This window comes from Nitrosarchaeum sp., assembly GCF_025699065.1.
GTDB lineage: Archaea > Thermoproteota > Nitrososphaeria > Nitrososphaerales > Nitrosopumilaceae > Nitrosarchaeum.
In genome coordinates this window covers 39743-66224 of sequence record NZ_JAILWF010000002.1, presented here as the reverse complement: position 1 = coordinate 66224, position 26482 = coordinate 39743, and the positions used below count along the sequence as shown (strand labels likewise).

Below are 26482 nucleotides of genomic sequence, written 5' to 3'. Positions count from 1 at the left end.
TCAATTCCTCAATTTAGCATCTTTAAAAGAAACTGTAAGTGCTCGAAAATAATTTTCTGGTGTTCCAATGTCTATACAATCATCGGCATTTTTAAATTTAATTGCTCTTACAAGATATTTCCAATCAATCAGTTTTTGTATTGCATCAGTTAGTTGTAATTCATTTCTTAAACCTGGTTTTGTTTTTGAAAGTGCTTCAAATATAATAGGCGTAAACGCGTAGATTGGCATTAAGGCAAAATTGCTTTTGGGTTGTTTTGGTTTCTCTTCAACTCGTTGAATTGAGTATAATTCTTTGTTTATCTTTGCTGCCTCTGCAACACCATATAATTTTGGATTTTTTATTTCTCGAACATATAGAGTTGCGATAGATTCGTATTTTTTATGAGCGTCAATTATCTGCTTGATGTGTTTTTCATTACTACGTACAAAAGCATCCCCTGCATGTACCAGAAATGGCTTGTTGCCTACAAATTCTTTTGCATGTAAAACAGCAGAACCAAAACCATTTGGATTATTTTGATTGATCCATACTATGTTTGATTGTTCAATTTTTTTAGAGAAATTTTTTAATACTTGTTTAAAGTTTTTATTATTTTTTTTAATCAATTTAGAATATTCATTATCAATAGTAAAATGATCTTCTATTGCCCTTTTTTTCTTCCCAACTATAAAACAAAAATTTCTTATTCCAGCATCAAAAAGCTGCAAGAATATTCTCTCTATCAAAGGAGTGACAGTAATTTCACTATTAGATTTGTAAAACAATGGAACCATTTCTTTAGGTGATTCTTTTGTTAGTGTCAATAATCTTGTACCAAATCCTGCGGCTGGAATTACAGCGGTGTTTATCAATAACTTATCTTTTAAATTAATGTATAAAAATGAATATGAAAAAAGCTGATAAAATTGTAATCATTGGAGCTGGTGGATTTGGAAATGAGGTATTATGGACATTACTAGAACACAACAAGATTTCAAATACTTATGAGATTTTGGGTTTCATAGATGATAATACTAAATTACATGGTAAATTAATTCATCAAAAAAAAGTATTAGGTGGTATAGAGTGGTTCGAAAATAAAACGGCGAAAGATGTTCAGTGTGTAATTGCTATAGGTAACGGATTAATAAGAAAAAAAATTGTTGCGCTTCTTGAAAAAAGGAATGTGAAATTTGCAACCCTGATTCATCCATCAGTTATCATGTCTGAATCAGTTATAGTAGGAAAAGGAACTATAATTCAAGCTGGAACTATCATTACGGTTGACGTACAAATAGGTGAACATTGTAGGATTGATAATTTGTGTTCAATTGCTCATGATTCCAAAATTGATGATTTTGTAGACTTGAGTCCTGGTGTCCACATAAACGGGTCCAATATCATAGAAAAAGGGGTATTTCTGGGTTCTGGTACAACGACAAAAGAAAAAATTCATGTAGGTAAATGGTGTGTGATTGGAGCCGGTACTGTATTGATAAATGATGTGCCAGATTTCTCGTTATGTGTTGGTGTACCAGGTAAAATAAAGAAAAAATTAGACATCTAAATAATTTGTAGCAGAACTATCTTATCTGGTAATGTAACAATTAATGTTTGAATAACCCGAATGATTCAATGGATTAGTTGCAATCAAGAATACTAAAAAGAGAATTGAAACAAAGGATTATGGGAAAAAGGATTTATGGAAACACAGTAAATTTAGAATATGGTTTAGAGAGAACGATTTTATGGAAAAAACAAATTAAACCTGTAAAAAATTTATGTCCGTCTAATCTTTTTAAAAAAATCCAGATCAGTTTTATTTTGAAAACTTCTTGTATTAACAAATTTCTCAAGTTCTTCTTTTATTTTCTCTATTTCACGTAGTTCCTCTTCCTTAATTTGTCCAGTTTGGGAAAACTTGATGAATTTATCAATAAGTTGAAGATTTAATTTAACTAAAATTTCAGAATTGGTAAACATTCTTAGTTGAAATGGATTTGATTCCCAAGAAATATCAGCTTCTGCTCTGAATGCTTGGGTTCGTTTAAAATGAATGTATCCAGCTGCAATCAGTATTGGGATGCCAATTAAAGACATGAATAAAAAATAGATGTAAAAAGTTGGAAATACTTCTTTTAATGCAGGAATGTTTTCTATTGCAAGATAATAAGTAACTACCATTGTATTGATAGCTGCAAAAATAAATGCAAAATATGTACTCCACCCTTGCCTAAAATAAAACCAGCCTCTGAATCCCAAATTTTTATTTATAACTACCATAACATTCTCTATTGATGAAGAAATCATCTAATATAAAGAAATTCATAAAAAATTTTTACTAAATATGACTAACATAGAGCTAGAGATGAGTTAAAATTTCAACATAGGTAAGAGAATTATTTTTTGCCTGTAACACTTATACCGCTTTCAATTTCTTGAAAATGTGTAATTTTTATTTTAGATTGTTGGTACCATCTTTTAACTTCTTCTGAAGTGTGTCTGTAAGCATATTTCGGATAGTACCAATCAAAATTAACACCTACACTTCTTTCCAAATTGTCAGAAGGATCCCAAAAACATTTTAAAAAATGCCAATAGATGAACAGTTTTAATAAAATCTTTAGATTTGTCAACAACAAATCTAGGTATTCTTTCAGTAACTGTAAATGTATTTTTACAGTTTTTACAATTAATTGTATGATGGTTTCCGAGTTGAGGTTACACCTATTTTATTTTCTATTTCAGCAAGACGTAGTGATCTATGAATTGAGAAATCAACATCATGTCTCCATAAAACATAAGGTAATTTAGTTGGATTCTAGAATGAAATAAAGGAATAATTAATTTTAGCCAAACTTAAAAGTTTTTCATAATTTTTTCAGTAAAATCTGAAAAATAATATTTTTTGCTAATTTTTGATATTTCATTTTTTATCATCAGTTCTTCATCATTATTTACTCTTTTAATAACCTTAGAGAAGATTAAGAGAGATTAAGTTTTATTTAAGAGTAAAAAATGAATTTAGAGAAAGAGTTGGACATATCTGCAATTTCAAAAACTGTTCGTAGGAGAATTAAAGAGAAAATTATTGGAAAGTCAAATTATGGGAATAAAGAATGGAAAAAAGCTGATAATGAATGGTATTCTCAGATACATGAAAGAAATTATTTGCTACATGAAGATTTTATTAGATATTTAAAAGAAAAAAGGGATATTTCTACAGTTTTGGAGATAGGTTGTGGAACTGGTATTTACCCAATAAAATACAAACATTTGTTTAAAGATCTAAATTATACAGGAATAGATATTTCACAAGAAAATATTGATTATTGTAAAAAGCAATCTAATTTTCAGTTTATTTGTGGAGATTGGATAAAGATGGAGAGTATTGAAAAATATGATTTAATCTATTCGCATGCAGTAGTGGATCATGTATATGATATTGAACAGTTTATTTCAAAGATTTGCACACAATGTAAAAAATATGCTTACATTAATGCATATAGAGGATATTTCCCTGACTTAAAAAAACATAAAATGAGTTGGAGAGATGATGATGGTTGTTATTATAATGATATATCACTAATTCAATTAAAAGAAACTCTTCTAAAACAACTAAAGGAAGATGAATTTGTAATTAAGCCTCAAGAAAATGGTACCGGTATTGTTCAAACAGTAATAAAAATAACAAAAAAATTAATTTGAACTTTTTCCGTTTACACTAATTCCACTTTCAATTTCTTTAAAGTGGGTAATCTTTACTTTAACATCTTTGAACCATTTACGTACTTCTTCTGGCGTGTGTCTGTAGGCAAATTTTGGGAAATACCAATCAAAGTTAACACCAACGCTTCGCTCAAAGTTTCCATCCTCAGCCCAAAAACATTTTAGAAAATACCAGTAGATAAATCTTTGAACATCATACGTTCCTTTTTTAATTTTCAAAACTGGAATGTCACGTGGAATTGTAATTTTCTTTTTTAGTTGTGACAAGGATTTTCCAAGATACGTCATGTCTTTTGAAAACTCGATACATTCTTTTTCACTCATATTTGTAGTGAATTCACGAATGTATGTATCTGCATATTCACGCATTGGTGCTTTTTTGTTATACACATAAATTGAGACAAGTCCACTTTTTTGCAGAAACTTTGTTAGGTATTTGAAGGAAGTCTCTGTGTCTTTTGTGTGATGAAGAACTTGATCAGAGCAGATAAAATCAAAGAACTGTTTTTTAAATGGAAGTTTACGAAGATCTGCCTGTAAAAAATGAATGTTTGGAGTTGCCCCATATCTTTTGTAAGCAAATTCCACACTTGCACTTGCATCTATTGCAAAAACTTGGGCATCAGGGTTTGTAGAGAATAGCTTTGCACTGTTGCCAATGCCAGTACCAGCATCAAGAATTAAGGTACGTGTTTTTAGGAATTTATTAAAATTTTTCAGATTATTCCATCCAAATCTGTCCAAAAACCAGTTTTGTTGGTGAAGGAGCCATTTTTTTTCATGATATGTTTTGTTGAATTTTTTCCATTTAGATGAGAATGCGTCTTCAGTTTTTACAAAACCAGCGGTTTTATCAACAACAAATCTTGGAATCCCACGAATAATGCTAAATTTATGACCTTTGGTACATACAAGTCTGCCTTCTATTATTTCAGTACCCTTTGATATCTGTGATTTTAGCGTAAAACCTTTACCGCATTCAGGACATGCAAGGTAATTTACAAGAATGGATTTCAATCAAATTTGACCCTTAATTTGCTAAATAAAAATTAATTGTATGCAATAAATGTACAAGATATCAAAATTTGTCAGTCATGAATTTAGAAAAAACATGGATAATGAGGTTAGATTAAGTTGAGATTACTCATTGCAGGTGCAAAACCAAAATTTTTCCATCTAAAGGAGTTTGGTGATGCATTAGCAAAGCTTGGTGTTGAATACAAACTGGTTCATGATCTTGATGTTTACACAGGTTTTCCAAGTAGAGATATTAGAAAATGGTTTCAAACACGTAAGAAGTTCGATGTACTAGTATCAGAGTTCAAACCTGATGCAATATTTATCGATAGGCAAGCACATTTTGGAGTTGCCGCAGTTATTTCCAAGATTCCATTGTTTATTTTGTTAAGAGGAGATTATTGGTCTGAGATGAAGTGGGCAAAAGAAACACTCTACAAATCACCAATAAAACGTATAGTGTTATGGTGGAAGCAGAGAATTGCAGAAAAATGTTTCAACGGTGCAGCAGTAATTTTGCCAATCTGCAAATATCTGGAACCCATAGTAAAAGAACACTATCCAAAAAAATCAATTCAAGTATTGTATGGTGGAATAGACTCTTCAAAATGGTATCCAGTTAAAGAAATGGAATTAAAGCATCCATGTGTAGGATTATTACAAGGAGCTTGGATATGGGGGAAAACAAAAGAAATTCTTACATTAACTAAAGTAATTGAGGCAATGCCTGATGTTACATTTTACTGGGCAGGCGATGGTCCATACAGACAAAAGATTACAGATGTACTTGGTAAATATAATAATTTCAAATGGCTTAGCGCCTTGGAATATCCAGATAAAGTAAGACAGTATCTTGCAGCACTGGATGTATACGCCTTGGCAAGTGGAATAGACATGTCTCCTTTGACATTGCAGGAAGCTCAGCTCATGAAAAAACCAGTTGTCGCTACCAATGCTGGTGGAATACCTGAATTAATGATTGATAAGGAAACAGGATTTTTAATCAAAAAAGGAGATCATGAAGATTGGATCAATAAATTGACTTTGTTGATAAATGATAAAGTATTGGCAGCAAATATGGGAGATTCTGGAAGGAAATTTGTCATAGATAATTTCAGTTGGGAAAGAATGGCAAATGGATTTCTCAAAATAGTTCAAGAACATATTGATAAAAAATAATTGAAAAATTAAGAAAGGATTGTAGTTGATTTCATTTCTTTTGTGATAAACAACCTATACCAAATTTCCAATGCCAATATTCCTAAAAATTTATTTACATATCTTATATCTAGATCATTTTTATGAAAATGTTTTTGAATCCAGGTTTTGTTTATCCATTTGTCTTGTGTTATTCTGGCATCAGATAGATAGTAATTGCACAGATCATATCCGTGTGATTTCCATAAATTAGTAGTATTTACAGAAAAGCCTTGTTTTTTCTTTATGAGCATTTTTTCAAGTGAGTACTTTTGTAAAATTTGTCTCAAAATTAATTTGCCTGTGTTTCTTTTTTGATCATATTTCATATCGATTGGGACATTAGTAGCAAAAGAAATCACATTCTTTGATAGAATTGGCGTTACAGGTTTTACTCTAAAATGTCTATGAAATGCAGTGTTTAGTGGAATCCAATTGTAGAGTAATTTACCGTTAAAATCAGCTAAAAACACCTGTGAAAGTGGGTGTAATGAATTGTCAAAATGTGGCAAAAGATAATTGTATATTTCCTTCCATGAAAAATTTGCCCTTTGCCCAAACAAGTCTTGCTGATCAGGTACCCAATCTCTTTCATGACATTGCATGTATGCCTTTATCTTTGCAATTGGGGAAGAATTTTTTTTTGTAAGTGAAAGAAATTTTTCATATCTGAAAGTATATCCTCCAAATAACTCATCACCGCCATCACCAGATACAAGATACTCGGACAGGGTTTTTGCCTTTTTTACAATATAATACCAATGCAAATCCCAAAAGGGTTGCTTGATAATACTTAGGGCTGCAGGAAGTTCCGCAAGATAGTTTTCAATATATAAAATATGATGATCTGCATCAAACTTTTGTGCAATTTTTGCAGCATGTTTTGATTCATCTATGCTTTCTGCAAATTTTACAGATATTGTACTGATTGGAATTGTAGGATATGTTTTCTTCAAAAGTGCCAAAACCAAAGTAGAATCAACGCCGCTACTTAATGCAACTGCCACCTTTGTTCTGGGATTTTTTATAGAATGTTTTATGTTTGATTTTATAGAATCTTCAACAAAGTCAACTGGATTTAAAATAGGTTTTTCTACAAAATCTTTCCAGGTTTTTTTTGGAATTAGTGAATTTTTTGTTGGATTGTATCTAAGAGTAAGAATATTTTTGATTGAATTAGGAGCTAATTTTGAACTAGATTTTTCCACGCCCGACTCCACGATAAATCAATCCAGCATTTTTTGCATCAAATTGATTAATTATACATCTAGAGTCAATTACCACGGGTGATTTCATAGTTGATTTTAAGAATGCTGGCTCTAGATCATGGAATTCTTTATGAGCTGTAACCACAATTAATGCATCTGACTGCCTCAAAGATTCCACAAGATTTGATTCGCAGTTTATTCCAAACAGAGTTGAATTCTTAAAGTACGGATCATATATTTTTACATTAGAACCTAATTGGTGTAATTTTGAGATAATTAGTTCAGCAGGAGTTAATTGAACATCTTTTACATCAGGTTTGTATGTTACGCCTAAAACCAATATTGTTGACTGTTTTATGTCTGTACAAGATTCGCTAAAAGCATCTTTCAAAAGTTCAACTACATGATCTGGCATTGATTCATTGATTCTTCTTCCTGTTTCAACAATTGAAAAGTTATCAAAGCCAAAGGTTTTTGCAAAATTTATCATTTGATAAGAGTTTACAGGAAGACACGGTCCGCCAACTCCAGCTCCAGGATAATGAACTTGAAAGTTATATTTTGTCTTTGCAGCTTCTAAAACTGTCATGATATCTATTCCAGATTTTTCAAAGATTAATGCCAGCTCATTGATAAATGCAATGTTTAGATCACGAAAAACATTTGTTGTCAACTTTACTGCATTTGCTGTTTTACAGTCAGGCATTGAAATCAAGTCTACAGTAAAAACATGTTTGTAGATTTTTTTTATTATATTATGTGTTCTTTGATCTATTGCTCCAACTAATCTAGGTAATCTCTCAAAGTCATTAAGAATTTGTCCTGGATTTGCAGTTTCTGGACATACTCCTATACCAAAATTTTTGCCAGCAGTTAGTTTGAGATCATTTCCTTCTATAATTGATTTTAATTCGTTCTCAATAAAACCTGGCTCAATGGTACTTTCAACAATGACTATAGAACCTAGAGTTAAAAATTCGTGGAGTTGTCTTCCTACTGAACGTAAGGCATCATAATTTGGTACGTTTTGTTTATCCATTGGTGTAGGCAATGATAAAACTATTACATCTGACTGAGGAACAGCATCTTGAATTTTAGTAGTTGCAGTGAATTTTTTTTCTTTTAAAACTTTTTCAAAGATTGTAGGGTATCCAGGTTCGTCCTTTAAAGGAAATTCTCCTTGATTGACCATATCAACTAGTTCAGAGTTGATATCAAGACCGATAGTAGATAGACCAGAATTGGCAAACGATAATGCAGTTGGAAGACCTATTCTCCCAATTCCAATTACACATATTTTGAGTGATCCTGATTGGATGCTATTATTGAACTCAGATTCACTCATTTCTAGAACATTTTTCATTTCTGACTTACAACTTCACATAATTTACTTGTTTTTTAGTTTTATTAATGATGAAGATTTAAAGATTGGAAAATTTTAGCGACGACATGAAATTTGCAGTAACAGGAGGAGCAGGGTTTATCGGAAACAACATAGTAAGACAACTCCTCAAGCAAAATCACACTCCAATTGTAATTGATAGTCTGTACCGAGGAAAGATTGAGAGAATTTCATCACTTGATTTAGAGTTTCATAAAGTCGACATACGAGATTTTGATCAGCTCAGAGACATATTAAAAAATTCTGACGGTATATTTCATGAAGCTGCACTTACAGATGTCCAAGAATCATTTACAAAACAACAAGAATACATTGATGTCAATGTAAAAGGAACTGAAAATGTATTTAGAATTGCAAAAGAGTTTGACTTGAAAGTAGTTTATGCAAGCAGTTCAAGTGTTTATGGAAATCCAAAAAAAATCCCAATAGTTGAAAATAGTGAACGTAATCCAATCAACCCGTATGGAAAGACAAAATTAGACGGCGAGTTTCTTGCTGAAAAATATTCCAAAGATAATGTATCCATTATTGGTCTTAGATACTTTAATGTCTACGGAGAGGGTCAAACTGGTTCATATGCCGGTGTAATTACAAAATTCCTCAACAGATTAAAAGAGAAAAAATCTCCAATAATTTTTGGCACAGGTACACAATTAAGAGATTTTATTTTTGTTGAAGATGTTGCACTTGCAAACATAGCTGCTATGCAAGGTAATGTAAATAACGGATTTTTCAATATCGGTACAGGTATTACAACATCAATTGAGCAGCTTGCAAAAATAATGATCGAGTTATCAGGTTTGAAACTAGAGATACAGTATGAAAATGCACTGGATGGCGATGTACAGTCTAGTCAGGCAGATATCAGTTTGACTGAATCGATATTAAAATGGAAATATTCTATGGAATTAAAAAACGGATTATCAAAATTTTTTATCTAAGATAAATTTTTATAAAAATCAGTGTATTTGGAGATTAATTTCTCCCAAGTAAAATTTTCAATTATAAAGTCATATGCTTTTTCTGCCATTTTTGATGCCTTTTCCTTGTCTTCCAATAATGAATTAATTGCATCAAGTAACGACTGCGGATCGTTTGGGGAGACAAGTATTCCTGTCTCATTGTTTTTAATCACTTCTGGAATGTCTCCAACACTTGTAGCTATTACTGGAATTTTTAAAAAAAATGCTTCCTTGATTGATTGTGGCAAGCTCTCCATTCTTGAAGGAACGACAAGAACAGAAGATGCCTTGAGATTTTTCATAGCCTCAATCCATGACATGTTTGTACAGTAAACTATTTTGCCTTTAGTTTGTGGCTCTATATTTCGTAAAATATCGGTTCCCTTCTCAAAGCTGTCTCGCCCAACATAGGCAATTTGGTTCTCAATTTTTTTTACATCTGAAATTGAATCGAATTTTTTAATATCTAGAGGTGCTGGAAGATACACAAAATCAAGACCCAGTTTTTCTTTGTATGTTTTTTGAACGGATTTTGAATCAGTTGTAAGAACATCTGCAAATTTTAAAACTTTAGACTCTGCATTACTAACCATGCTACTTGTGGCAACAGAGTGCAATGCATTTACCTGTTCTGAATAAATCCCGTGAACTGAGAGAACTTTCTTTTTTGCCTTTACAAACTTCATCACAAATGCAGAAGGGACATTCCATGCGTGTACAACATCATATTTTTCTCTGTCAAGTATTGCTTTAATCATTCCAAAAACTGCAAAGCTTGGATTTTTCAAATTTTTTATCGGTACATGTGGAACATGCATTAATTTTACATCAAATCCAACTTCACGCAGTTTCTCTGCGACCCTAAATGCATGGCCTCCAACACCACCTTCATATCTTGGAGAAATAAAGAGTATCTTCACAAAACAAAATTAGTTTTAGATAATTTAAGGTCTAAGATTTACATTGTTGCCTGAGCAGCGTCATGGAACATTTGACTCTTTGCACAGCCAGCAGCAAGTTCATCACCTGCTCCACGTCTCATTAGACCACGATACAAACCGTCTTCTAGTTTGACGCCTTCTCTTTGCTCCCATTCCTCTACGGTAATGGAATATTTCTTTTGAATTCTGTCTCTATACCATTCCGGAATTACATTAAATGCACAGAATGGAACAATTCTAAGGTCTGGTGTAAGATAATGAATATCACATCTTTGGAGTCTTTCCAAGTCTTCGTTGTATTTGTCTTGGAAGTGCATCATACCTAAGAATAATCCTTTGACATGCCATGAACCAATTGACTCAAACGATCTCTTCATTAAGATATTACCAAACATTTTTGCCAAATCTAATCCGGCTGGCTGTTTCTTTGTATCAACAAAGCCCTTTAGTTTTCTTACAACTTCAAGCATTGTAAAGTATTTGTTTTTACCAGAACGAATTTCTTCTGCTTTGTCCTCAAAGAGTTCAAGCATTCCTTGAATATCACAAAACTTGGTTAGTGGAACAAATTTCTTTGTTTCTGCATCTTCAAAGATGTATGTTCCTGCACCACAGGCAAAGTGAATTGATAGTTCGTATTTTGGTTTGCTAGAAAATGCTTCAATTACATTAGTTAGTGGCATGCAACTTGGTACTGGGAACCAGTCATCAACAGTTACCTCACCATTTGTTTGCTCTTCGATTCTTTGAATGCAATCTGGAACTGTGATTCTATATTTTTCACGTTCTCCTTTACCCATTCTACCGGTTAGTGATACAGGTTGAAAGTTAACTGCGTGAACTACATCCATGTTCTTTTGTGCATATCGAATAATTCCACCTAGTTCGTGGTCGTTAATTGATTTAATTACAGTTGGAACAAATACTACTGTAGTACCTGTTTTTCTGCAGCTATCAAGGGCATATGGAATCTCCCAGTGATTCTTTGGATTTGTTCTTGCAGTAACACCATCAAATGAAAGATACAAGTTGTTACATCCAGCCAGTCTGACTTCTCTTGCTGCTTCTGGATCCATTGCATGTCTGATACCGTTTGTATTCATCTGGACATGGTCAACGCCTTCTTCTTTCATTATTTTAATAACATCAGCAATGTCTTCTCTAAGCATTGGCTCACCTCCAGTAATCTGAATAGAATTACCTGGAATTGGTCTTTCAGCCTTTAGAGTCTTCATCATTCCTCTTACTTGTGTATGATCTGGTTCATACATGTAAGCGCCTTCAAGGCCTTTCTTTACATAAAAGAAGCAATACCAGCATGTCAAATCACATCTGTTAGTTACAATCATGTTTGCCAATCCACTGTGTGACAGGTGGTTTGAGCACAATCCACAGTTATTTGGACATGAACATTTGTCAATCATTACGTTTGGAGCATGAGCACCTTTACCATCTACCCAGTATGTACTGAATTTCTTGTACATTTGATAAGAACCAAAGTATAATTCCTCACACTCACCATGAGTTGGGCAAATCTTTGACATGTAGACCTTGTCGTCTCGCTCAAAGACTTCTGCATCTAATATCATGTTACAGTCAGGACATATGCTTTGAGTGAATCTAATAGTAGATTTCTTGCCTAGACTTTTAGTTGATTGATTGGAAATCTGAATTAATGCCATGCTTACATTGGCAACTTTTCTAAAATGGTATATAATGCATTGCCTACTTGCCCCCGTATGGAATTTAGTAATCAGGCGTGACTGATTTAAATATCAAAACTTAACGATTAGATCGCATGAACATAACTGACAAGACAAGAAAGGCTCTAGAAAAAATTGGCCTTACTAGTTATGAAACAAGAACATTTGCATCATTACTTGAAACAGGGGAATTGACAGCCTCTGATCTTAGCCAAAAATCAGGCGTTCCATATTCAAAAATTTATGAGGTTTTAGGAACATTAGAAGAAAAGGGTTGGATTGGTTCAGACGATTCAAGACCAACAAAATATTTTGCAAAATCTCCATCTACAGGATTAGAGACTACAAAACAAAAGATGCAAAATGATTTTTTACAAAATCAAAATATTATTTTAAACGAGCTTGTGCCCTTGTATGAAAAAAGCGGAACCAGTGAAAGACCAGACATATGGGTATTATCTGGCGCAATAAATATTGCTTCAAAAATTTTGGAGATGGTTGAATCTTGCAGAAATGAAGTAATGATTGCATTGCCAGAAGCAGGGCAAGAATTAGTCAGACAGGCATTGCCAAAACTAAGAGCGCTACATGATAAAGGGGTAGATATCAAGATATTAACTTCAGATAAAATGGATAAAGAATCACTTAAGGCAATAAGCAGAGTTGCAACTGTAAAAATCAAAAAAGGACTCTTCGGAGGAGGGATAATTTCAGATAACAGATATGTTGTAATTTTATTGGGTCCAGAGATGGGAGCAATGAATACTCCAGATTTGGTAGCAATTTGGGCAGATCATACAGGATTAGCTGGATTTGCAAGACAGTATTTTGAATATTTATTAAAAGATTCAAAGGTGGTATAGTATGGATACATTAAATGATGAAAACGATGAAACTCTTTTTGTAGGAACAGCAGAAGCTGAACATGTTGAGATGTATCTCAAGGCAATTTGGCACATAAAAGAAAGAGGAGAAGATGTCAAGATATCTACAATTGCAAAGATGCTTAATGTCAGACAGCCAAGTGTTGTACAAATGCTAAAAAAACTAAATGAAAAAAATCTTGTAAATTACAACAAGGCAGGTGTAACACTAACCCAAGATGGAGAAAGAATCGGTTCGAGTATGATGAGAAATAGTAGACTGTTAGAAGTTTTGATGGACAGTGCATTAAAAGTTGCAATAGATGAAGAGATGGTATGTGGAATCGAACATCATATGAATAAACAATTTACAGATGCGCTTTGTACCATGTTAAAGCATCCAAGAAAATGCCCTCATGATCATGAGATTCCAATGGGCGAGTGTTGTAAAACATCTTAGAAATAAATCGAATGATCCCAAAGGATATATCGTATTGAAAACAATATGACATATGGCATGTTTTTGTGGCTGTGAGACTTGGCAAAAAGATGATGATGGGTTCAAAGTGGCATGTGTAAAATGTGGACATGGGCCTCAGAATCATGATGAGGAGTTTAGAGCTTCTGCAAGAAAGAACGAATCACAAAGTCAGAAACGCGATGTAGATTTCGGATAAATTACTCGCCAATAATTTTAACTAGCACTCTTTTTGGTCTTTGTCCGTCAAATTCACCATAAAAGATTTGTTCCCATGGACCAAAATCTAATTTACCATTTGTAATAGCAACAACAACTTCTCTTCCCATTATTTGTCGTTTTAAATGAGCATCTGCATTGTCTTCGCCAGTATTATTGTGCTCATATTGATCAACTGGTTCATGGGGTGCAAGTGATTCTAACCATTTTTCATAATCATGATGCAAACCACTTTCATTATCATTGATGAAAACACTTGCAGTGATATGCATTGCATTTACTAGACAAAGTCCCTCTTGGACTTTACTTTTAAGAACCAGTTTTCTTACATCGGGAGTAATATTGACAAATGCTCTACGTCCTTTTACGTTGTATGTTAGATATTCAGTTAAAGACTTCATGATATGAAAGTATCATGTCTATCATAAAAATTCTAAGCAGGCTCAGAACTCAAGATCCTCATCATCAATCAAAGGGATAGGGTCATCACTGCCAGCAAGGCATAATTCAGGCAGATGCCTATTGAGTCTTTCAACAAGATTGATAAATGACGAACTGTGGATTTATTCAAAATGGTTACAATTGACACTCCTGCATCATTGGAAAGTTTTAGAAGATTTGTAATTGGCAGTACATGCCGATCTTATGCTCCAAGAAGTTATTTGGAAGATTCAGAAGTATTTGCTGAAAGAGAAGACATCTTAGGATCAATTTATGTTGAAGCCGCAGACAAAGTTACTCTAAAAAAAGTAAGAGACATTACATTTGTAAACGCTAGAGACATTCTTGGAATTATCTATAATTCGAAGAGCGGAAATACTGCACTCAAGTGGCGTCAAATAAGAAAAAACAGTGGAAAGGTAGTAGGTGAAGCCTCTGCAAATTCTTTAACAAATCTAGCTGAATCGGGAGTGCTCACATTAGATTGGGTTGAAAATTATCTAAAGAAAAAAACTGAAGAGACAAAAACTAGCGAAGTTACAAGCTAAACTCTTTTGTTTCTGTTAATTAGTATAAGATCATGATTACAAAAACAATTGACGATAATTCAATTTCTGTAATGCCAGAAGATTCTGATGATCTTTTGAATTTACGTCGTGTAATCAATGAAGGGGATAGGATAGTTGGAGATACAACTAGAGTAATTAAATTAGAAAAAGATTATGCAAGACCAGACAAGGGTGAAAGAATCAGAGTAAGAATTGCATTAAATGTAGAAAAAATATCCCTTGATGATGTTTTAGATAGATTAAGAATTAGTGGTACCATATTAGAATCAAGTAATGAATCTGTACCTCATGGATCACATCATTCATTTATTCTTAAAGTAAATGATGGCATAACAATCACAAAGAAAAAGTGGTCACCAGTTGAAAAAAATTTAATTGAATCAAATAACAAGCAAGTAGGTTTTGTATTAGTTGCAATTGATACTGGAGATTGCGGAATAGCAAGACTAAAAGGAACACATTTGGAGTTTATTCCAAATATCTATTCTGGTTCTGGAGGAAAAAGATACAAAACAAATTTCAATATAGAAAAATTTTTTGAACAGATTCAACAAGCATTATTTTCTATATCTAAAGAAACAGATACTATTATAATATTTGGTCCAGGAGAAACAAAAAAAAGATTTTCCAATTTTATTTTAAAATCCCAAAATGCTCAAAAATATAAAATTCAGATTGCAGAGGGAATTGATTCAGGCGGGGAAGATGGAATTTATACATTTACGAAATCCCAAACTATGAAAGAAATAATGTCAGAGAGTAAACTGGCTAAAGTATCTTCAATAATTGATGAGATAATGCTAAGGGCAAACAAAAAAAGCAGGAAATTTACCATGGGTTTTGAGGAAACCTTCAAGGCAAACCAATTTGGTGCTGTTGAGTTACTTGTTTTCTCAGATAAAGCAATCCAAACAAATGATGAAAAAAAAGTAATAGAACTTCTTAATGATGCAGAAAGTAAAGGTGTGAAAACGTACAGTGTGGACTCTTCTACAGATATAGGTCTAAGAGTTACTGGATTGGGAGGAATAGTTTCTTTGCTGCGTTATGCTATAGAGGCCTAAGATGTTGATTCTACTAACCATTTGAGATAAGACGTGTTTGTTGATGTAATAGCAATTTCAGCAATCTCAGGAACTTGATAAGGATGAGTCTCTCTGATTTTTTCTTTGAGAGTTTTTTTATTTTTTTGTGTGGTTTTGAAAATTGCAAGATATTCAGTAGTGTTTTCAATTTTATCATTCCAAGAATAAATTGATGAAATTTTAGTAATGTTAACACATGCTATGACTTTATTTTTAATTAATTGATTTGCAATTTTTGTAATTGAAATTTTGTTAGGATATGTGGAGATAATCATGACTGGCTTCATAATACCTATAAATGACCGTAGTTTAAAAAATTAACAATTAGTTTGGACCTTGATTTCATTACTCAAAATTCGATAATCTATGTGTTAATAGCGTGGGTAGTAATTTTGATAGTTGCCAAGGGATTAAAATTAGAAAAACATGGCTTTGAGCTAAAAATTTACAGTCTAGTTTACAAAAATCAGCAAGTACAATTAGCGTTAACAAGAATGTTAGGACGAACTAGACGAGGAATCAAAATTTTTGCTAATGTTAGTGTAGTTGCAGGTTTTCTTATGATGGGATTTGCATTTTGGTTTTTACTATCAAATATTTCTAACTACTTTGTAGCACCAACGGAATTTTCACAGTTAACTGTTTTAATTCCTGGTGTAACTTTGACATCTTCATCATCAATTCTATACTTTTTACTATCAATTCCAATTGTTTTAGTTATTCATGAAGGTGCTCACGGTATTGTTGCAACACTAGAAAAAATTAAGATAAAAACTGGTGGATTTGCAATATTCATTGCAATGTTTGCAGGATTTGTAGAACCAGATGAGGAAGAATTTAACAAAGCAAAAAAGATTTCAAAATTAAGAGTTATTGGTGCAGGAGCTACTTCAAATGTAATTTTTGCATTTGCATTAGGATTAATACTTTTAACAAATCCTTTCTTTGCAATGGTTTTACCTGAACCATTGCTAAGTACATTTTATGATTTACCAGACGGTGTACTGATACTTTCAATAATTGAAAACTCTGGAGCAGAAAAAGCAGGACTACTTGCAAATGACATTATTACTTCAATTAATGGAATCCAAATATTGAGTCCGTTGGATTTTCAAAAGACAGAGCTGATTCCAGGTGAAATTGCAAATGTTTCAGTACTTAGAAATGGACAGATTTTACAATTTCCTGTTGAAATAATTCCATCACCTGAAGATCCACAAAGAGGACTAATAGGGATAATGAGAGATAATTCATTTGCATACAAACCAGTTTTGAATTTTATTGAATGGAATGATCCAAATGTTTCAATGTTTTTGCTATGGTTATGGATGATATCATTTTTTATTGGAATCATCAACATGTTACCATTACCAATTTTAGATGGCGGAAAATTTATTCATACAATCATAGATAAGAAAATTTCTGATAAGGCAGTAAACATTACAATGTGGGGAATTTACGCATTCACATTTGCTTTGTTTGGTTTGAATATTGCATTATCATATATGAAATCAGGCTGGTTTACTATCTAAAAAATACCTAAAGAATCATTAATGAAAAAAAACCACACAATTTAATGAAATGCGATAGATGTGAGAATCAGGCAGCATACACGCGTAAATATTCCGGAGAGAAATTATGCTCCAAATGTTTTTCAAGTTCTATCGTAAGAAAAACTGCAAAAACTATTTCAAAATACGATATGATTCAAAATAATGAACTAGTAGCAGTTGCAGTATCTGGCGGTAAAGATTCACTTGCTTTACTTGAAATCATTAACCAAATGACTAAAACACATAACTTTAGAATAAAGGCAGTAACAATTGATGAAGGTATTCCAGGTTATAGAAATGAGGCATTAGAAATTGTCCAAAAATATTGTACTAAATTAAACGTAGAACACAAAGTTTTTTCTTATAAAGAATTGTTTGATTTAACACTAGAAGAAGCACTAGATTTGAGAGAAAATGAAAAAACATCTTCATGTTCAATTTGTGGAACTCTAAGAAGACGTGCAATTGATCATGCAGCAAAAGACATTGGTGCAGATGTGATAGCAACAGGGCATAATTTAGATGACACGTTGCAGACATTTGTAATAAACATGTTATCTGGAGATACTACTAAAATTGGTTGGATGAATCCAGATAATTCCAGTAACACGTTAAGAAAGATAAAGCCATTTTGTGAGATTTATGAATCTGAAATTGTATTTTATGCATTTACAAACGACATCCCATTTCAAACGGAACCTTGTCCACACATGAATGAGGGGATAAGAACAGAAATTAGAGAGTTTTTAAATTCATTAGAAGGAAAACATAGTGGAATTAAAAATAATCTCTATCAGTCAATAGTCAAAGTATCTCAAATTGTTAAAGAAGGAAATAACAAACAAAAGACAATTTGTATAAAATGTGGCAATGAATGCACTGGAAAGATCTGTTCTGTGTGTAATATGGTTTTAAAACTAAAAGAAAATCAAACCTAATGCAAATATAACATACCATCATAGAAAAAAATGGTAGTAGGTAGGATTGGGGTGCCAGCCGTGCCCTATTCTGAAACCGGCTATACGCAGAGATCAGTAACTGTTGGGTAAATCTCTAGATAGGTAATTCCCGCTTGGTGTGCGGAAATGAAATCACGCCGAGGCGGGTGGTTGCAGGACAAGAATTATCCGAAGGGATAACGTCTAAGTTCGAACTATCGAAAGGGATGAGGTCCGGGAGGGAGCAATCCTAAGGTGGAGCATCCACGCTTCCTCGTCTACGTGGCGGATCTTGTATGCCTTGAAATGGGGCTATCCGTCTAGACTGGAACCAACAGATCTACTACCTTTATAATTAAAATTAAATTTTAATCATTATGGATGGAATGATCTCTTTTGGAACAAAAAGAGATTATAATGATTTTAAAAAACAAATTCCAAGTTCAGTACTACCATTATTTGATTCTATAAGAGAATTCTGTCTTTCTTTAGGAGAAAACGTGGTCGAGGACATCAGAATGCATAGAGTTGTTTTTGGAAAATCCATGACATTTAGATGGTTTGTAGATGTAGAGCCAGAAAGAGAAGGCATTATAATTAAAATTCAAAAAAGTAGAAAAGAAGTTCCTAAGACTTTACAAATCAAAACAGGGCAAGAAATAACAGAACTCAAAGAGATTATAAAAAATGCTTTTGAAATAATCAACTAGTACAATACATCAAATTTTGAAAATTCTCCAATAAATTTCTCATTTCTAATTTCAACATCCTCAACTCTTGCATTTGCTGGTCCTCCATGAGACCATTCAATTAGTCTATTTACTTTTTCTTCATCTCCTTCAAGTACAGCTTCAACTCTACCATCTTTTAGATTTTTTACCCAACCAAAAACATTATTTTTTTTAGCCATTACTTTAAGAGCCTGACGAAAAAATACACCTTGTACTTTGCCTTTTACAAAAATTCTGATTCTTTGCTTTGACATACAAAAATTATTTTAATCTGATATTAATCATTTTTAGGTAAGAAAAATTAGATTATTACTTTCTTTCTTTAATTCTAGCTCTTCCAGTTTTTCTTGCAGCGATGCTACCTACTTTAGCTCCAGGAGGAGCATCTCTAGAAACAGTAGAACTTTGTCCAACGTGTTGATGTCTTCCACCACCGTGTGGATGTACGTAAGCTGCTTGTGCTACACCTCTTACTATAGGGAATTTCTTTCCTTTAGCCCTAAAACTACGCCATTTGTTACCTGCACTCATAAAGAATCGTTCGCCAGCTCCACCACCTGCCAAAGTTCCAATCATAGCTCTGTTCTTTGGATTAAGGGTAGTGAATTTTCCAGATGGGAGTTTTATTGTAACTCCCTCTTCACCATGAGAGAAAATAGTTGCATTTGTTCCTGCTGACTTTACTATAGCGCCACCATCACCAAAATGTTTTTCGACGTTACAGACAATAGTTCCATCAGGAATGTTTTGAACACTGATTACATTACCTTTTTCAATTTTTGATTTTAATCCAAATTGGAAAGTTTCGCCTACTTTAGTACCTAAGACTGCAGGCATAAATGAGACTGAGCCATCTTCAAATCGTATTTTAGCTAGTGGTGCTTCTCTACCACGCTCATGTACTAGATCAATCACTAGGCCTTCATGTTGCTCAGATAACGAAAAACGTGGATATTTTGCTTTACTTCCTACTTTACCAGTAGACGTAGATCTAAATTGAAATCCTCCACGGCCACGTCTTCTTACTAATGGTCTCTTACCCAAGTAGATCGATTCCCATTCATTAAGGATTTTAAGCTTGTGATTTTACCCATGTATTTTGCTAAAATTACCACAAAGATATAAAAATTAGACAACAGAGTTTGTAATATGAGCCAGAATGCACTTTCTCTTAAAGTTCTAGAAGCATATACACGAGATGTAGGTCGTGGCGTTGCAAGAATTGATTATGATTCTATGGATACACTAAATGCATCTACTGGCGATGTTATTGAGATTAAGGGTAAGAGAAGAACCGTTGCAAAATGTCTTCCACTTTACCCATCTGATGAGGGAAAAGGAATTATCAGAATTGACGGATTGGGTCGTAATAATTCAGGAATTGCTATTGGTGATACTATTACTGTAAGAAAAATCAAAGCAGTTGCTGCTGAAAAAGTTGTGGTTGCACCACTTGAGGCAATACCTCCAATTGATGAGCGTTACCTTGCAGATGCTCTAGAAAGTGTTCCTTTGATTAAAGGAGATAATGTAATGGTTCCATATTTTGGTGGACGTTTAACATTTCAAGTAATTGGAGTAACACCTGCTGCAGATGCAGTTTTAGTTACTCAGAAAACTGTTTTCCATATTGCAGAAAAGGGTGAAACATTACGAGGAGTACCTCAAGTAACCTATGAGGATATTGGAGGTTTAACTGATGAAATAAAGAAAGTAAGAGAAATGATAGAACTACCATTAAGACATCCAGAAATTTTTGAGAAATTAGGAATTGAAGCCCCAAAAGGCGTATTATTATACGGTCCACCTGGAACAGGAAAAACTTTACTTGCAAAAGCAGTTGCAAATGAAAGTCAAGCTCATTTCATTAGTATTTCCGGTCCAGAAATTATGAGTAAGTTTTATGGAGAAAGTGAAGCTAGACTAAGAGAGATTTTCAAAGAAGCTAGAGAAAAAGCTCCATCAATAATATTTGTAGATGAAATTGATTCTATTGCTCCAAAAAGAGAAGAGGTAACTGGGGAAGTAGAAAGAAGAGTTGTATCACAAATGTTATCACTTATGGATGGATTGGAAGCACGAGGAAAAGTTATCGTAATTGCAGCTACAAACAGACCAAACGCAATAGATCCTGCCCTTAGAAGACCAGGTAGATTTGATAGAGAAATTGAGATTAAAGTTCCAGATAAAAAAGGAAGAAAAGACATTCTTGCTATACATAGCAGAAACATGCCATTATCTGACGATGTTAATGTTGAAAAGATATCAAGTGTTAGTCATGGATATGTTGGAGCGGATTTAGAATATCTTTGTAAAGAGGCTGCAATGAAATGCTTGAGAAGATTACTACCTGAGCTTAACATGGAAGAAGAAAAACTTCCTCCTGAGACTTTGGATAAATTGATTGTAAATAATGAAGATTTCCAGAAAGCATTGATTGAAGTCACTCCTTCTGGAATGAGAGAAGTCTTCATAGAAAACCCAGATGTAAAATGGGAAGAAGTTGGCGGTTTAGAAGACGTAAAACGTGAACTTCAAGAAGCCGTAGAATGGCCAATGAAATATCCAGGCCTTTATGATAAGCTAGGACATAAAATGCCGAGAGGTATTTTACTTCATGGTCCAAGTGGTACTGGTAAGACATTACTAGCTAAAGCAGTTGCTACTCAAAGTGAAGCAAACTTTGTTTCAGTTAGAGGTCCTGAATTACTATCAAAATGGGTTGGTGAATCTGAACGTGGAATAAGAGAAATTTTCAGAAGGGCAAGACAAGCTTCACCATGTGTTGTATTCTTTGATGAAATTGACTCAATTGCACCAATTAGAGGTGCAGGAGGCGAAACAGCTGTTACTGAAAGAGTGGTTAGTCAATTACTTACAGAGTTAGATGGTATGGAAAATATGCATGGAGTAGTTGTTTTAGCAGCTACTAACAGACCCGATATGATCGATCCAGCATTACTAAGACCAGGCAGATTTGATAAAATTATTCAGATCCCATTACCAGACAAAGAGAGTAGAAAGATGATTTTGAAAATTAATGCTGAAAAAATACCAATTAATGATAATCCAAATGATCCACAACGTGTAGATATTGATAAAATTGCAGAGTTGACAGATGGTTTAAGCGGTGCAGATACTGCGGCTATCGCAAATACTGCAGTATCACTTGTGATTCATGAATTTTTAGATGCACATCCAGATGTCAAAGATATAGAGAAGAGTTCTACAGATGCCAAAGTCACTATGAAACACTTTGAAGCAGCAGTAAAGAAAGTAAGAGAACAGAAGAATCTCAAAATAGGTGAAAAACTAGTTGCTTCCTATTACAGGTAGTTTTTATTAAATAGGCAATACCAACTCTCGTAAATGTCAGAATTTAGAGGATATACAGGTAAATCATTAGAGTTTTTAAAAAATAATAGGATCACTGTTGGAGATAACGTCAAGATTTTAGCAGATTTGACATATTTGGGAATAATTATGCCAAGATATGAGCACAGTGACGATAAACATATTGTTCTCAAATTAAAAAGCGGATACAATATTGGATTAGAAATAGAAAAGATCGAAAAAATCGAAATAATATCTAGTCCTAAAAAAAATATTGAGAAAGTAGAAAGCGTGAAAAAAAATCCAAACTTGCCAAAAATTTTATTATTATCAACAGGAGGAACAATAGCAAGTAAAGTAGATTATAGAACCGGTGCAGTAACTCCAGTTCTAAGTGCTGAAGAACTTAATTCATCAGTGCCAGAACTTTCTAAAATTGCAAATATGGATGCAGAAGTGTTATTTTCAGAATATTCAGAAAACATAATGCCAGAACATTGGTTAAAAATTGCTGAGAAATTAAAAGAGCATTCAAATTCAGACTATTCAGGTATAATTATAGCGCATGGAACAGATACAATGCATTATACATCATCATTTCTTTCATTTGCACTTGCAGGTTTTCCTATTCCAATTGCACTTGTAGGTTCTCAAAGATCCTCTGATCGTGCTTCTTCAGATGCAGCTCTAAATTTGATTGGTGCAGTAAAATTTTTGATTGATTGTAAAACAAATGGCGTCTATATTGTAATGCATCAAGATGAAAACGATGAAACAATTGCGTGTCATTTTGGAACAAGAGTTAGAAAAAATCACACTAGCAAAAGAGGTGCATTTCAAACTGTTGGAGATGATCCAGCATTTATTGTTGTAAACGAACAAGTTCAAAGAAATGCAAGAAATAATTTTTTTAAAGTAAAAGAATTTCAACCAAGAATTAAGATCAATACAAAAGTAGCTCTAATCAAATATCATCCAGGATATGATCCTAGCCTCTTGGAAAAGATTATTGAAATGAATTATGATGGAATAATTTTTGAAGGTACTGGTTTAGGGCATATTGGAAAAATAATGTACGATAATGTAAAAAAAGCAAATGAAAAAGGAATTTTTCTAGGCATGACATCTCAGTGTATTGATGGTAGAGTGAGGATGACAGTATATGAAAGCGGTCGAGATTTACTTGATTTAGGCATAATTCCACTAGAAAACATGATTCCTGAGGTAGCTCTAGTAAAAACAATGTGGACATTAGGAAATTTTCAAGATAGAAATGAAATAAAGAAAATGATGCTTGAGAATATTGCATCGGAGTTAACAGATTAGAGGTTGTAGTAGTGTCAGAATTTTCCATAAATGATGTCGGTGTAAAAGTAGGACTTGAAATTCATCAGCAACTAGCAACTAATAAGAAGTTGTTTTGTAATTGTATGTCATCAGAATCTGATGAATATTTTATAAAATTTCTAAGGAAATTACGAGCATCGAAGAGTGAATTAGGTGAATATGATCCTGCTGCATTATTTGAAAAATCTAAATCAAAAACAATAATGTATTACGCTAATCCAGCAAGTAGTTGTCTTGTAGAACAAGATGAAGAACCACCACATGAATTAGATGATGATGCAAGAAAAATTGCGTTAATTATTGCTTCAACATTAAAATCAAATATTTTTAGTGAAATTTATCCTATGAGAAAAACAGTTGTCGATGGATCTAATACAACCGGATTCCAACGTACTATGTTAATATCACAAGGTGGTAATTTTGAGGTTGACGGAAAGAATATTGGAATTCAATCTATATGTCTAGAGGAAGATGCTGCAAAAAATTTGGGTGATGAAGGATCTACAAGAAAATTTGGATTAGAACGTTTAGGAATACCATTAATTGAAATTGCTACTGAACCATTTGAAGCAAAACCCCAACAAATCAAATCAATTGCTTTAGGGTTAGGAAGAATTTTGAGGAGTACTAAAAAAGTAAAGAGAGGATTAGGCTCAATTAGACAAGATGTTAATGTTTCAATTAAAGATGGAGGAGTTGTAATTGAGGTAAAAGGTGTTCAGCAATTAGAACAATTAGAAAAAGTAGTAGAATATGAGGCTAAAAGACAACATGGATTACTAAAAATTTCAAAAAAATTACAAGAGATAGAGTGGAGTCATAATAATGAGGACAGAAGATTAGTCACGGAACAGTTTAAAAAATGTGAATCAAAAATTATTCAAAATGCTATAAAGAAAAATCAGGAGATTGTTACAATAGTCTTTAAAAACATGAGAGGTACGTTTGGATATTCACCTTATGAAGGAATACGATTAGGAAAAGAAGTAGCAGAATTAGTGAGGTTTTTTGGTTTAGGCGGAGTTTTTCATTCAGACGAGTTACCAAATTATGGTATTGAAGAAAAAGACATAGAGAATTTGAAAGAATTTTTGAAAATTAATGATAATGATGCATTTTTAGTTTTAGCTATCCCGTTTGAAATGATGGACACTATCATAGATCAAATAATTTTACGAATTGAACATATAAAAAATAAAGGCATACCAAATGACACACGGTTAGCTACTCAGATAGGCGAAACAAAATTTCTAAGACCTAGACCAGGTGCAGCAAGAATGTATCCTGAAACAGATATTCCACCAATCTTAATTTCAAAAAAAGAATTAGAAGATGCAAGAAAAAACATACCAAAATCATGGGATGAATCTATCAAAGACTTACAAACAAGATATGAAATTAATGAACAACTAGCAGAACAGATTTTTGATTCACGGTATATTGAATTATTTGAAAAAATTGTTGAAAAGACCAAAATTAATACTATGTTTGTAGCATCAATACTTTGTTCCACAATTACTAATTTAGAAAGAAATGGACTAAATGCTAATTTATTACAAAATGATGATATTGTAAAAACATTTGAATTATTAGATATTGGAAAAATTGCCAAAGAATCAATTGAAATAATTTTTGAAAATATTATGGCTGGAAAAGCCAAAACTATTGAGGAAGCAATGAAAAATACTTCAATTGAGGCAGTAAATGAATCAGATTTGGAAAAAATCATTACAGAAATAGTTGAAACAAATCAAGAAATTATTAAAAATCAAAAAGAACGAGCTGTTGGACCACTTATGGGAATTGCTATGAAGAAATTAAGGGGTAAAGCATCGGGTGAAATGATAAATAATCTCCTTTTAAAAAATATCAAGAAAAAATTGGCAAGTATCTAAATCTATGCGGGAAGTGGGATTTGAACCCACGAACTCCTAGAAGATAAGGATCTGAACCTTACGCCTTTGACCAGGCTGGGCGACTCCCGCAATCTGAATTTTTGAAATCCTGAATAAGTTTCTTTATTATACTGTTTTAGTTAAAATACATCAGATTAACAAATTACATAGAAAATGGAATTTAGAGAGATTTATTGTAGTAATTGTAAAAAAATTCTAGGACGTTATAATATAAAATTCTATAGTGATGATAAAATTAAAGAAATAGTAAATACTCATCACATAGATCACATACGAAGTGGTCATCAAGTTACAATAAGAAAATTTATCAAAGATACCAAATTATAATTTCAATTTTTCAACAGCTTCAGATAATGTAAAAATTCTTTGAACCTTGGGATCAGAAAGATTTTGATTCCACGGCTGTGAATATAATAAAACATTTTTTTTCCGTTCTAAAAATTTAATTGCATTTAATGGAGAATCATCAATAAAAACATCATAATCTAAATCTGCTTTCATTGGACCATCAATTACTGAGACATAATTTTGGTAAGTTATATCATGATGCTTAAGCCAATTTTTTACAAAAGAATCAGTTGAAAGTTCTCTTGCTGTAACAATATCAACTTGGCCAAAATTTGAAAGATTTTCTGTAATTATTGACAGATTATCTTCTGTTGGAGGAATGGCGTCCCAGTTTTTCCAACATGTAGACAATTCTTCATAAAAATCATATCTATTAATTTTGAATTTTTTCCAAAAATCCCAATTTGTTATTTCATCTTTAGAAATACTAGATCGGATTTTATTACTGTAAATTAACCATGATTCAATTACATCTGCCAGTACACCATCTACATCTAAAGCTATTTTCAATTTTATTAC

The 26482-nt window shown here is 32.8% G+C and carries 28 protein-coding genes, 1 tRNA gene and 1 other RNA gene; 16 read left to right on the top strand and 14 right to left on the bottom strand.

All coding sequences use genetic code 11. The features are described 5' to 3' along the window. The gene (locus K5782_RS02585) at window positions 1-855 is read right to left on the bottom strand and encodes a sugar phosphate nucleotidyltransferase (protein ID WP_297463820.1); all 855 of its coding nucleotides are present in this window, start codon (window positions 853-855) and stop codon (window positions 1-3) included. Window positions 856-890: 35 nt separating this feature from the next. Between K5782_RS02585 and K5782_RS02580 the strand changes: the two genes are divergently transcribed. After that, window positions 891-1550, top strand: coding sequence for an acetyltransferase (locus K5782_RS02580; protein ID WP_297463818.1), 660 nt, complete (start codon window positions 891-893; stop codon window positions 1548-1550). A 212-nt stretch (window positions 1551-1762) separates the two neighbouring features. On the opposite strand, the gene K5782_RS02575 is transcribed toward K5782_RS02580, so the two are convergent. Together K5782_RS02575 and K5782_RS02570 are read right to left on the bottom strand one after the other, a co-directional pair. Next, window positions 1763-2266 carry a hypothetical protein gene (locus K5782_RS02575; RefSeq protein WP_297463816.1) on the bottom strand — a complete coding sequence of 168 codons (504 nt, stop codon included), beginning with the start codon at window positions 2264-2266 and terminating at the stop codon, window positions 1763-1765. A gap of 116 nt (window positions 2267-2382) precedes the next feature. Further along, window positions 2383-2541: a hypothetical protein gene (locus K5782_RS02570; RefSeq protein WP_297463814.1), complete on the bottom strand. Its 159-nt coding sequence runs from the start codon at window positions 2539-2541 to the stop codon at window positions 2383-2385. A 460-nt stretch (window positions 2542-3001) separates the two neighbouring features. Here K5782_RS02570 and K5782_RS02565 point away from each other — a divergent pair, with 460 nt between their 5' ends. Beyond that, window positions 3002-3691 carry a class I SAM-dependent methyltransferase gene (locus tag K5782_RS02565; RefSeq protein ID WP_297463812.1) on the top strand — a complete coding sequence of 230 codons (690 nt, stop codon included), beginning with the start codon at window positions 3002-3004 and terminating at the stop codon, window positions 3689-3691. Here K5782_RS02565 and K5782_RS02560 read toward each other — a convergent pair. Then, entirely contained in the window at window positions 3683-4729 is a 1047-nt protein-coding gene (locus K5782_RS02560; protein WP_297463810.1) for a methyltransferase domain-containing protein, read from the bottom strand. The two genes, K5782_RS02565 and K5782_RS02560, sit on opposite strands and share 9 nt — an antisense overlap. A gap of 117 nt (window positions 4730-4846) precedes the next feature. Here K5782_RS02560 and K5782_RS02555 point away from each other — a divergent pair, with 117 nt between their 5' ends. Further along, on the top strand, window positions 4847-5908 hold the full coding sequence (locus tag K5782_RS02555; protein WP_297463808.1) for a glycosyltransferase family 4 protein: 1062 nt from the start codon (window positions 4847-4849) through the stop codon (window positions 5906-5908). Between the two features lie 8 nt (window positions 5909-5916). Here the strand turns inward: K5782_RS02555 and K5782_RS02550 are convergent, their stop codons facing one another. Both K5782_RS02550 and K5782_RS02545 read right to left on the bottom strand, forming a co-directional pair. Further along, entirely contained in the window at window positions 5917-7134 is a 1218-nt protein-coding gene (locus K5782_RS02550) for an asparagine synthase-related protein (RefSeq protein ID WP_297463806.1), read from the bottom strand. Then, window positions 7121-8497, bottom strand: a complete 1377-nt coding sequence (locus tag K5782_RS02545; RefSeq protein WP_297463804.1) for a nucleotide sugar dehydrogenase — start codon at window positions 8495-8497, stop codon at window positions 7121-7123. The genes K5782_RS02550 and K5782_RS02545 overlap by 14 nt, the downstream gene beginning before the upstream one ends. Window positions 8498-8583: 86 nt before the next feature. Here K5782_RS02545 and K5782_RS02540 point away from each other — a divergent pair, with 86 nt between their 5' ends. Further along, window positions 8584-9477, top strand: coding sequence for an NAD-dependent epimerase/dehydratase family protein (locus K5782_RS02540; protein ID WP_297463802.1), 894 nt, complete (start codon window positions 8584-8586; stop codon window positions 9475-9477). Here K5782_RS02540 and K5782_RS02535 read toward each other — a convergent pair. Both K5782_RS02535 and tes read right to left on the bottom strand, forming a co-directional pair. After that, window positions 9474-10418 carry a glycosyltransferase family 4 protein gene (locus K5782_RS02535; RefSeq protein WP_297463800.1) on the bottom strand — a complete coding sequence of 315 codons (945 nt, stop codon included), beginning with the start codon at window positions 10416-10418 and terminating at the stop codon, window positions 9474-9476. The genes K5782_RS02540 and K5782_RS02535 overlap by 4 nt on opposite strands. A gap of 38 nt (window positions 10419-10456) precedes the next feature. Continuing rightward, complete coding sequence (gene tes / locus K5782_RS02530; RefSeq protein ID WP_297463799.1) at window positions 10457-12121, bottom strand: tetraether lipid synthase Tes; 1665 nt, start codon at window positions 12119-12121, stop codon at window positions 10457-10459. A gap of 116 nt (window positions 12122-12237) precedes the next feature. On the opposite strand from tes, the gene K5782_RS02525 reads away from it, so the two are divergent. The 3 genes from K5782_RS02525 to K5782_RS02515 are packed head-to-tail and all read left to right on the top strand — an operon-like array spanning window position 12238 to window position 13682. Then, the gene (locus tag K5782_RS02525; RefSeq protein WP_007549421.1) at window positions 12238-13005 is read left to right on the top strand and encodes a helix-turn-helix domain-containing protein; all 768 of its coding nucleotides are present in this window, start codon (window positions 12238-12240) and stop codon (window positions 13003-13005) included. A gap of 1 nt (window position 13006) precedes the next feature. Then, window positions 13007-13465: a metal-dependent transcriptional regulator gene (locus K5782_RS02520; RefSeq protein ID WP_297463795.1), complete on the top strand. Its 459-nt coding sequence runs from the start codon at window positions 13007-13009 to the stop codon at window positions 13463-13465. A 52-nt stretch (window positions 13466-13517) separates the two neighbouring features. After that, window positions 13518-13682 (top strand): hypothetical protein, encoded by a 165-nt coding sequence (locus K5782_RS02515; protein ID WP_297463793.1) that lies wholly within the window; start codon window positions 13518-13520, stop codon window positions 13680-13682. Window position 13683: 1 nt separating this feature from the next. Here K5782_RS02515 and K5782_RS02510 read toward each other — a convergent pair whose 3' ends face one another. Continuing rightward, window positions 13684-14103: a secondary thiamine-phosphate synthase enzyme YjbQ gene (locus K5782_RS02510; RefSeq protein ID WP_297463791.1), complete on the bottom strand. Its 420-nt coding sequence runs from the start codon at window positions 14101-14103 to the stop codon at window positions 13684-13686. A 171-nt stretch (window positions 14104-14274) separates the two neighbouring features. Between K5782_RS02510 and K5782_RS02505 the strand changes: the two genes are divergently transcribed. Both K5782_RS02505 and K5782_RS02500 read left to right on the top strand, forming a co-directional pair. Beyond that, on the top strand, window positions 14275-14691 hold the full coding sequence (locus K5782_RS02505; RefSeq protein WP_297463789.1) for a hypothetical protein: 417 nt from the start codon (window positions 14275-14277) through the stop codon (window positions 14689-14691). A gap of 32 nt (window positions 14692-14723) precedes the next feature. Continuing rightward, window positions 14724-15776, top strand: coding sequence for an mRNA surveillance protein pelota (locus tag K5782_RS02500; protein WP_297463787.1), 1053 nt, complete (start codon window positions 14724-14726; stop codon window positions 15774-15776). Here the strand turns inward: K5782_RS02500 and cutA are convergent. Beyond that, window positions 15773-16084: a divalent-cation tolerance protein CutA gene (cutA, locus tag K5782_RS02495; protein WP_297463785.1), complete on the bottom strand. Its 312-nt coding sequence runs from the start codon at window positions 16082-16084 to the stop codon at window positions 15773-15775. The two genes, K5782_RS02500 and cutA, sit on opposite strands and share 4 nt — an antisense overlap. 105 nt (window positions 16085-16189) lie before the next feature. Between cutA and K5782_RS02490 the strand changes: the two genes are divergently transcribed. The 4 genes from K5782_RS02490 (at window position 16190) to K5782_RS02475 (ending at window position 18998) form a co-directional block, all read left to right on the top strand. After that, window positions 16190-17329: a site-2 protease family protein gene (locus K5782_RS02490; protein WP_297463784.1), complete on the top strand. Its 1140-nt coding sequence runs from the start codon at window positions 16190-16192 to the stop codon at window positions 17327-17329. 44 nt (window positions 17330-17373) lie between these two features. Next, window positions 17374-18288, top strand: a complete 915-nt coding sequence (locus tag K5782_RS02485) for a TIGR00269 family protein (RefSeq protein WP_297463781.1) — start codon at window positions 17374-17376, stop codon at window positions 18286-18288. Window positions 18289-18322: 34 nt separating this feature from the next. Beyond that, window positions 18323-18634: signal recognition particle sRNA (ffs, locus tag K5782_RS02480), an RNA gene on the top strand. A gap of 31 nt (window positions 18635-18665) precedes the next feature. Further along, window positions 18666-18998: a DUF5655 domain-containing protein gene (locus K5782_RS02475; RefSeq protein WP_297463779.1), complete on the top strand. Its 333-nt coding sequence runs from the start codon at window positions 18666-18668 to the stop codon at window positions 18996-18998. On the opposite strand, the gene K5782_RS02470 is transcribed toward K5782_RS02475, so the two are convergent. Further along, complete coding sequence (locus K5782_RS02470; protein ID WP_297463777.1) at window positions 18995-19273, bottom strand: acylphosphatase; 279 nt, start codon at window positions 19271-19273, stop codon at window positions 18995-18997. The two genes, K5782_RS02475 and K5782_RS02470, sit on opposite strands and share 4 nt — an antisense overlap. A gap of 55 nt (window positions 19274-19328) precedes the next feature. Beyond that, on the bottom strand, window positions 19329-20063 hold the full coding sequence (locus K5782_RS02465; RefSeq protein WP_179365643.1) for a 50S ribosomal protein L2: 735 nt from the start codon (window positions 20061-20063) through the stop codon (window positions 19329-19331). Window positions 20064-20168: 105 nt separating this feature from the next. Here K5782_RS02465 and K5782_RS02460 point away from each other — a divergent pair, with 105 nt between their 5' ends. From K5782_RS02460 to gatE, 3 genes are read left to right on the top strand one after another with little or no spacing between them, the layout of a single operon-like run. Next, entirely contained in the window at window positions 20169-22355 is a 2187-nt protein-coding gene (locus tag K5782_RS02460; RefSeq protein ID WP_297463775.1) for a CDC48 family AAA ATPase, read from the top strand. Window positions 22356-22388: 33 nt separating this feature from the next. Beyond that, window positions 22389-23678, top strand: coding sequence for a Glu-tRNA(Gln) amidotransferase subunit GatD (gatD, locus tag K5782_RS02455; protein ID WP_297463773.1), 1290 nt, complete (start codon window positions 22389-22391; stop codon window positions 23676-23678). An 11-nt stretch (window positions 23679-23689) separates the two neighbouring features. Then, complete coding sequence (gatE, locus tag K5782_RS02450; protein WP_297463771.1) at window positions 23690-25594, top strand: Glu-tRNA(Gln) amidotransferase subunit GatE; 1905 nt, start codon at window positions 23690-23692, stop codon at window positions 25592-25594. Between the two features lie 5 nt (window positions 25595-25599). On the opposite strand, the gene K5782_RS02445 is transcribed toward gatE, so the two are convergent. Continuing rightward, window positions 25600-25684, bottom strand: a tRNA-Leu gene (locus tag K5782_RS02445). Between the two features lie 252 nt (window positions 25685-25936). Further along, window positions 25937-26473, bottom strand: coding sequence for a hypothetical protein (locus K5782_RS02440; RefSeq protein ID WP_297463769.1), 537 nt, complete (start codon window positions 26471-26473; stop codon window positions 25937-25939). Window positions 26474-26482 lie beyond the last annotated feature (9 nt).

Excerpts from the sequence above, each read along its gene's own strand:
- K5782_RS02580 (WP_297463818.1), top strand. The coding sequence starts at position 891 with ATGAAAAAAGCTGATAAAATTGTAATCATTGGAGCTGGTGGATTTGGA.
- K5782_RS02575 (WP_297463816.1), bottom strand. The coding sequence starts at position 2,266 with ATGGTAGTTATAAATAAAAATTTGGGATTCAGAGGCTGGTTTTATTTT.
- K5782_RS02565 (WP_297463812.1), top strand. The coding sequence starts at position 3,002 with ATGAATTTAGAGAAAGAGTTGGACATATCTGCAATTTCAAAAACTGTT.
- K5782_RS02545 (WP_297463804.1), bottom strand. The coding sequence starts at position 8,497 with ATGAAAAATGTTCTAGAAATGAGTGAATCTGAGTTCAATAATAGCATC.
- K5782_RS02540 (WP_297463802.1), top strand. The coding sequence starts at position 8,584 with ATGAAATTTGCAGTAACAGGAGGAGCAGGGTTTATCGGAAACAACATA.
- tes (WP_297463799.1), bottom strand. The coding sequence starts at position 12,121 with ATGGCATTAATTCAGATTTCCAATCAATCAACTAAAAGTCTAGGCAAG.
- K5782_RS02525 (WP_007549421.1), top strand. The coding sequence starts at position 12,238 with ATGAACATAACTGACAAGACAAGAAAGGCTCTAGAAAAAATTGGCCTT.
- K5782_RS02520 (WP_297463795.1), top strand. The coding sequence starts at position 13,007 with ATGGATACATTAAATGATGAAAACGATGAAACTCTTTTTGTAGGAACA.
- K5782_RS02515 (WP_297463793.1), top strand. The coding sequence starts at position 13,518 with ATGGCATGTTTTTGTGGCTGTGAGACTTGGCAAAAAGATGATGATGGG.
- K5782_RS02510 (WP_297463791.1), bottom strand. The coding sequence starts at position 14,103 with ATGAAGTCTTTAACTGAATATCTAACATACAACGTAAAAGGACGTAGA.
- K5782_RS02505 (WP_297463789.1), top strand. The coding sequence starts at position 14,275 with ATGGTTACAATTGACACTCCTGCATCATTGGAAAGTTTTAGAAGATTT.
- K5782_RS02500 (WP_297463787.1), top strand. The coding sequence starts at position 14,724 with ATGATTACAAAAACAATTGACGATAATTCAATTTCTGTAATGCCAGAA.
- cutA (WP_297463785.1), bottom strand. The coding sequence starts at position 16,084 with ATGAAGCCAGTCATGATTATCTCCACATATCCTAACAAAATTTCAATT.
- K5782_RS02485 (WP_297463781.1), top strand. The coding sequence starts at position 17,374 with ATGAAATGCGATAGATGTGAGAATCAGGCAGCATACACGCGTAAATAT.
- K5782_RS02475 (WP_297463779.1), top strand. The coding sequence starts at position 18,666 with ATGGATGGAATGATCTCTTTTGGAACAAAAAGAGATTATAATGATTTT.
- K5782_RS02470 (WP_297463777.1), bottom strand. The coding sequence starts at position 19,273 with ATGTCAAAGCAAAGAATCAGAATTTTTGTAAAAGGCAAAGTACAAGGT.
- K5782_RS02460 (WP_297463775.1), top strand. The coding sequence starts at position 20,169 with ATGAGCCAGAATGCACTTTCTCTTAAAGTTCTAGAAGCATATACACGA.
- gatD (WP_297463773.1), top strand. The coding sequence starts at position 22,389 with ATGTCAGAATTTAGAGGATATACAGGTAAATCATTAGAGTTTTTAAAA.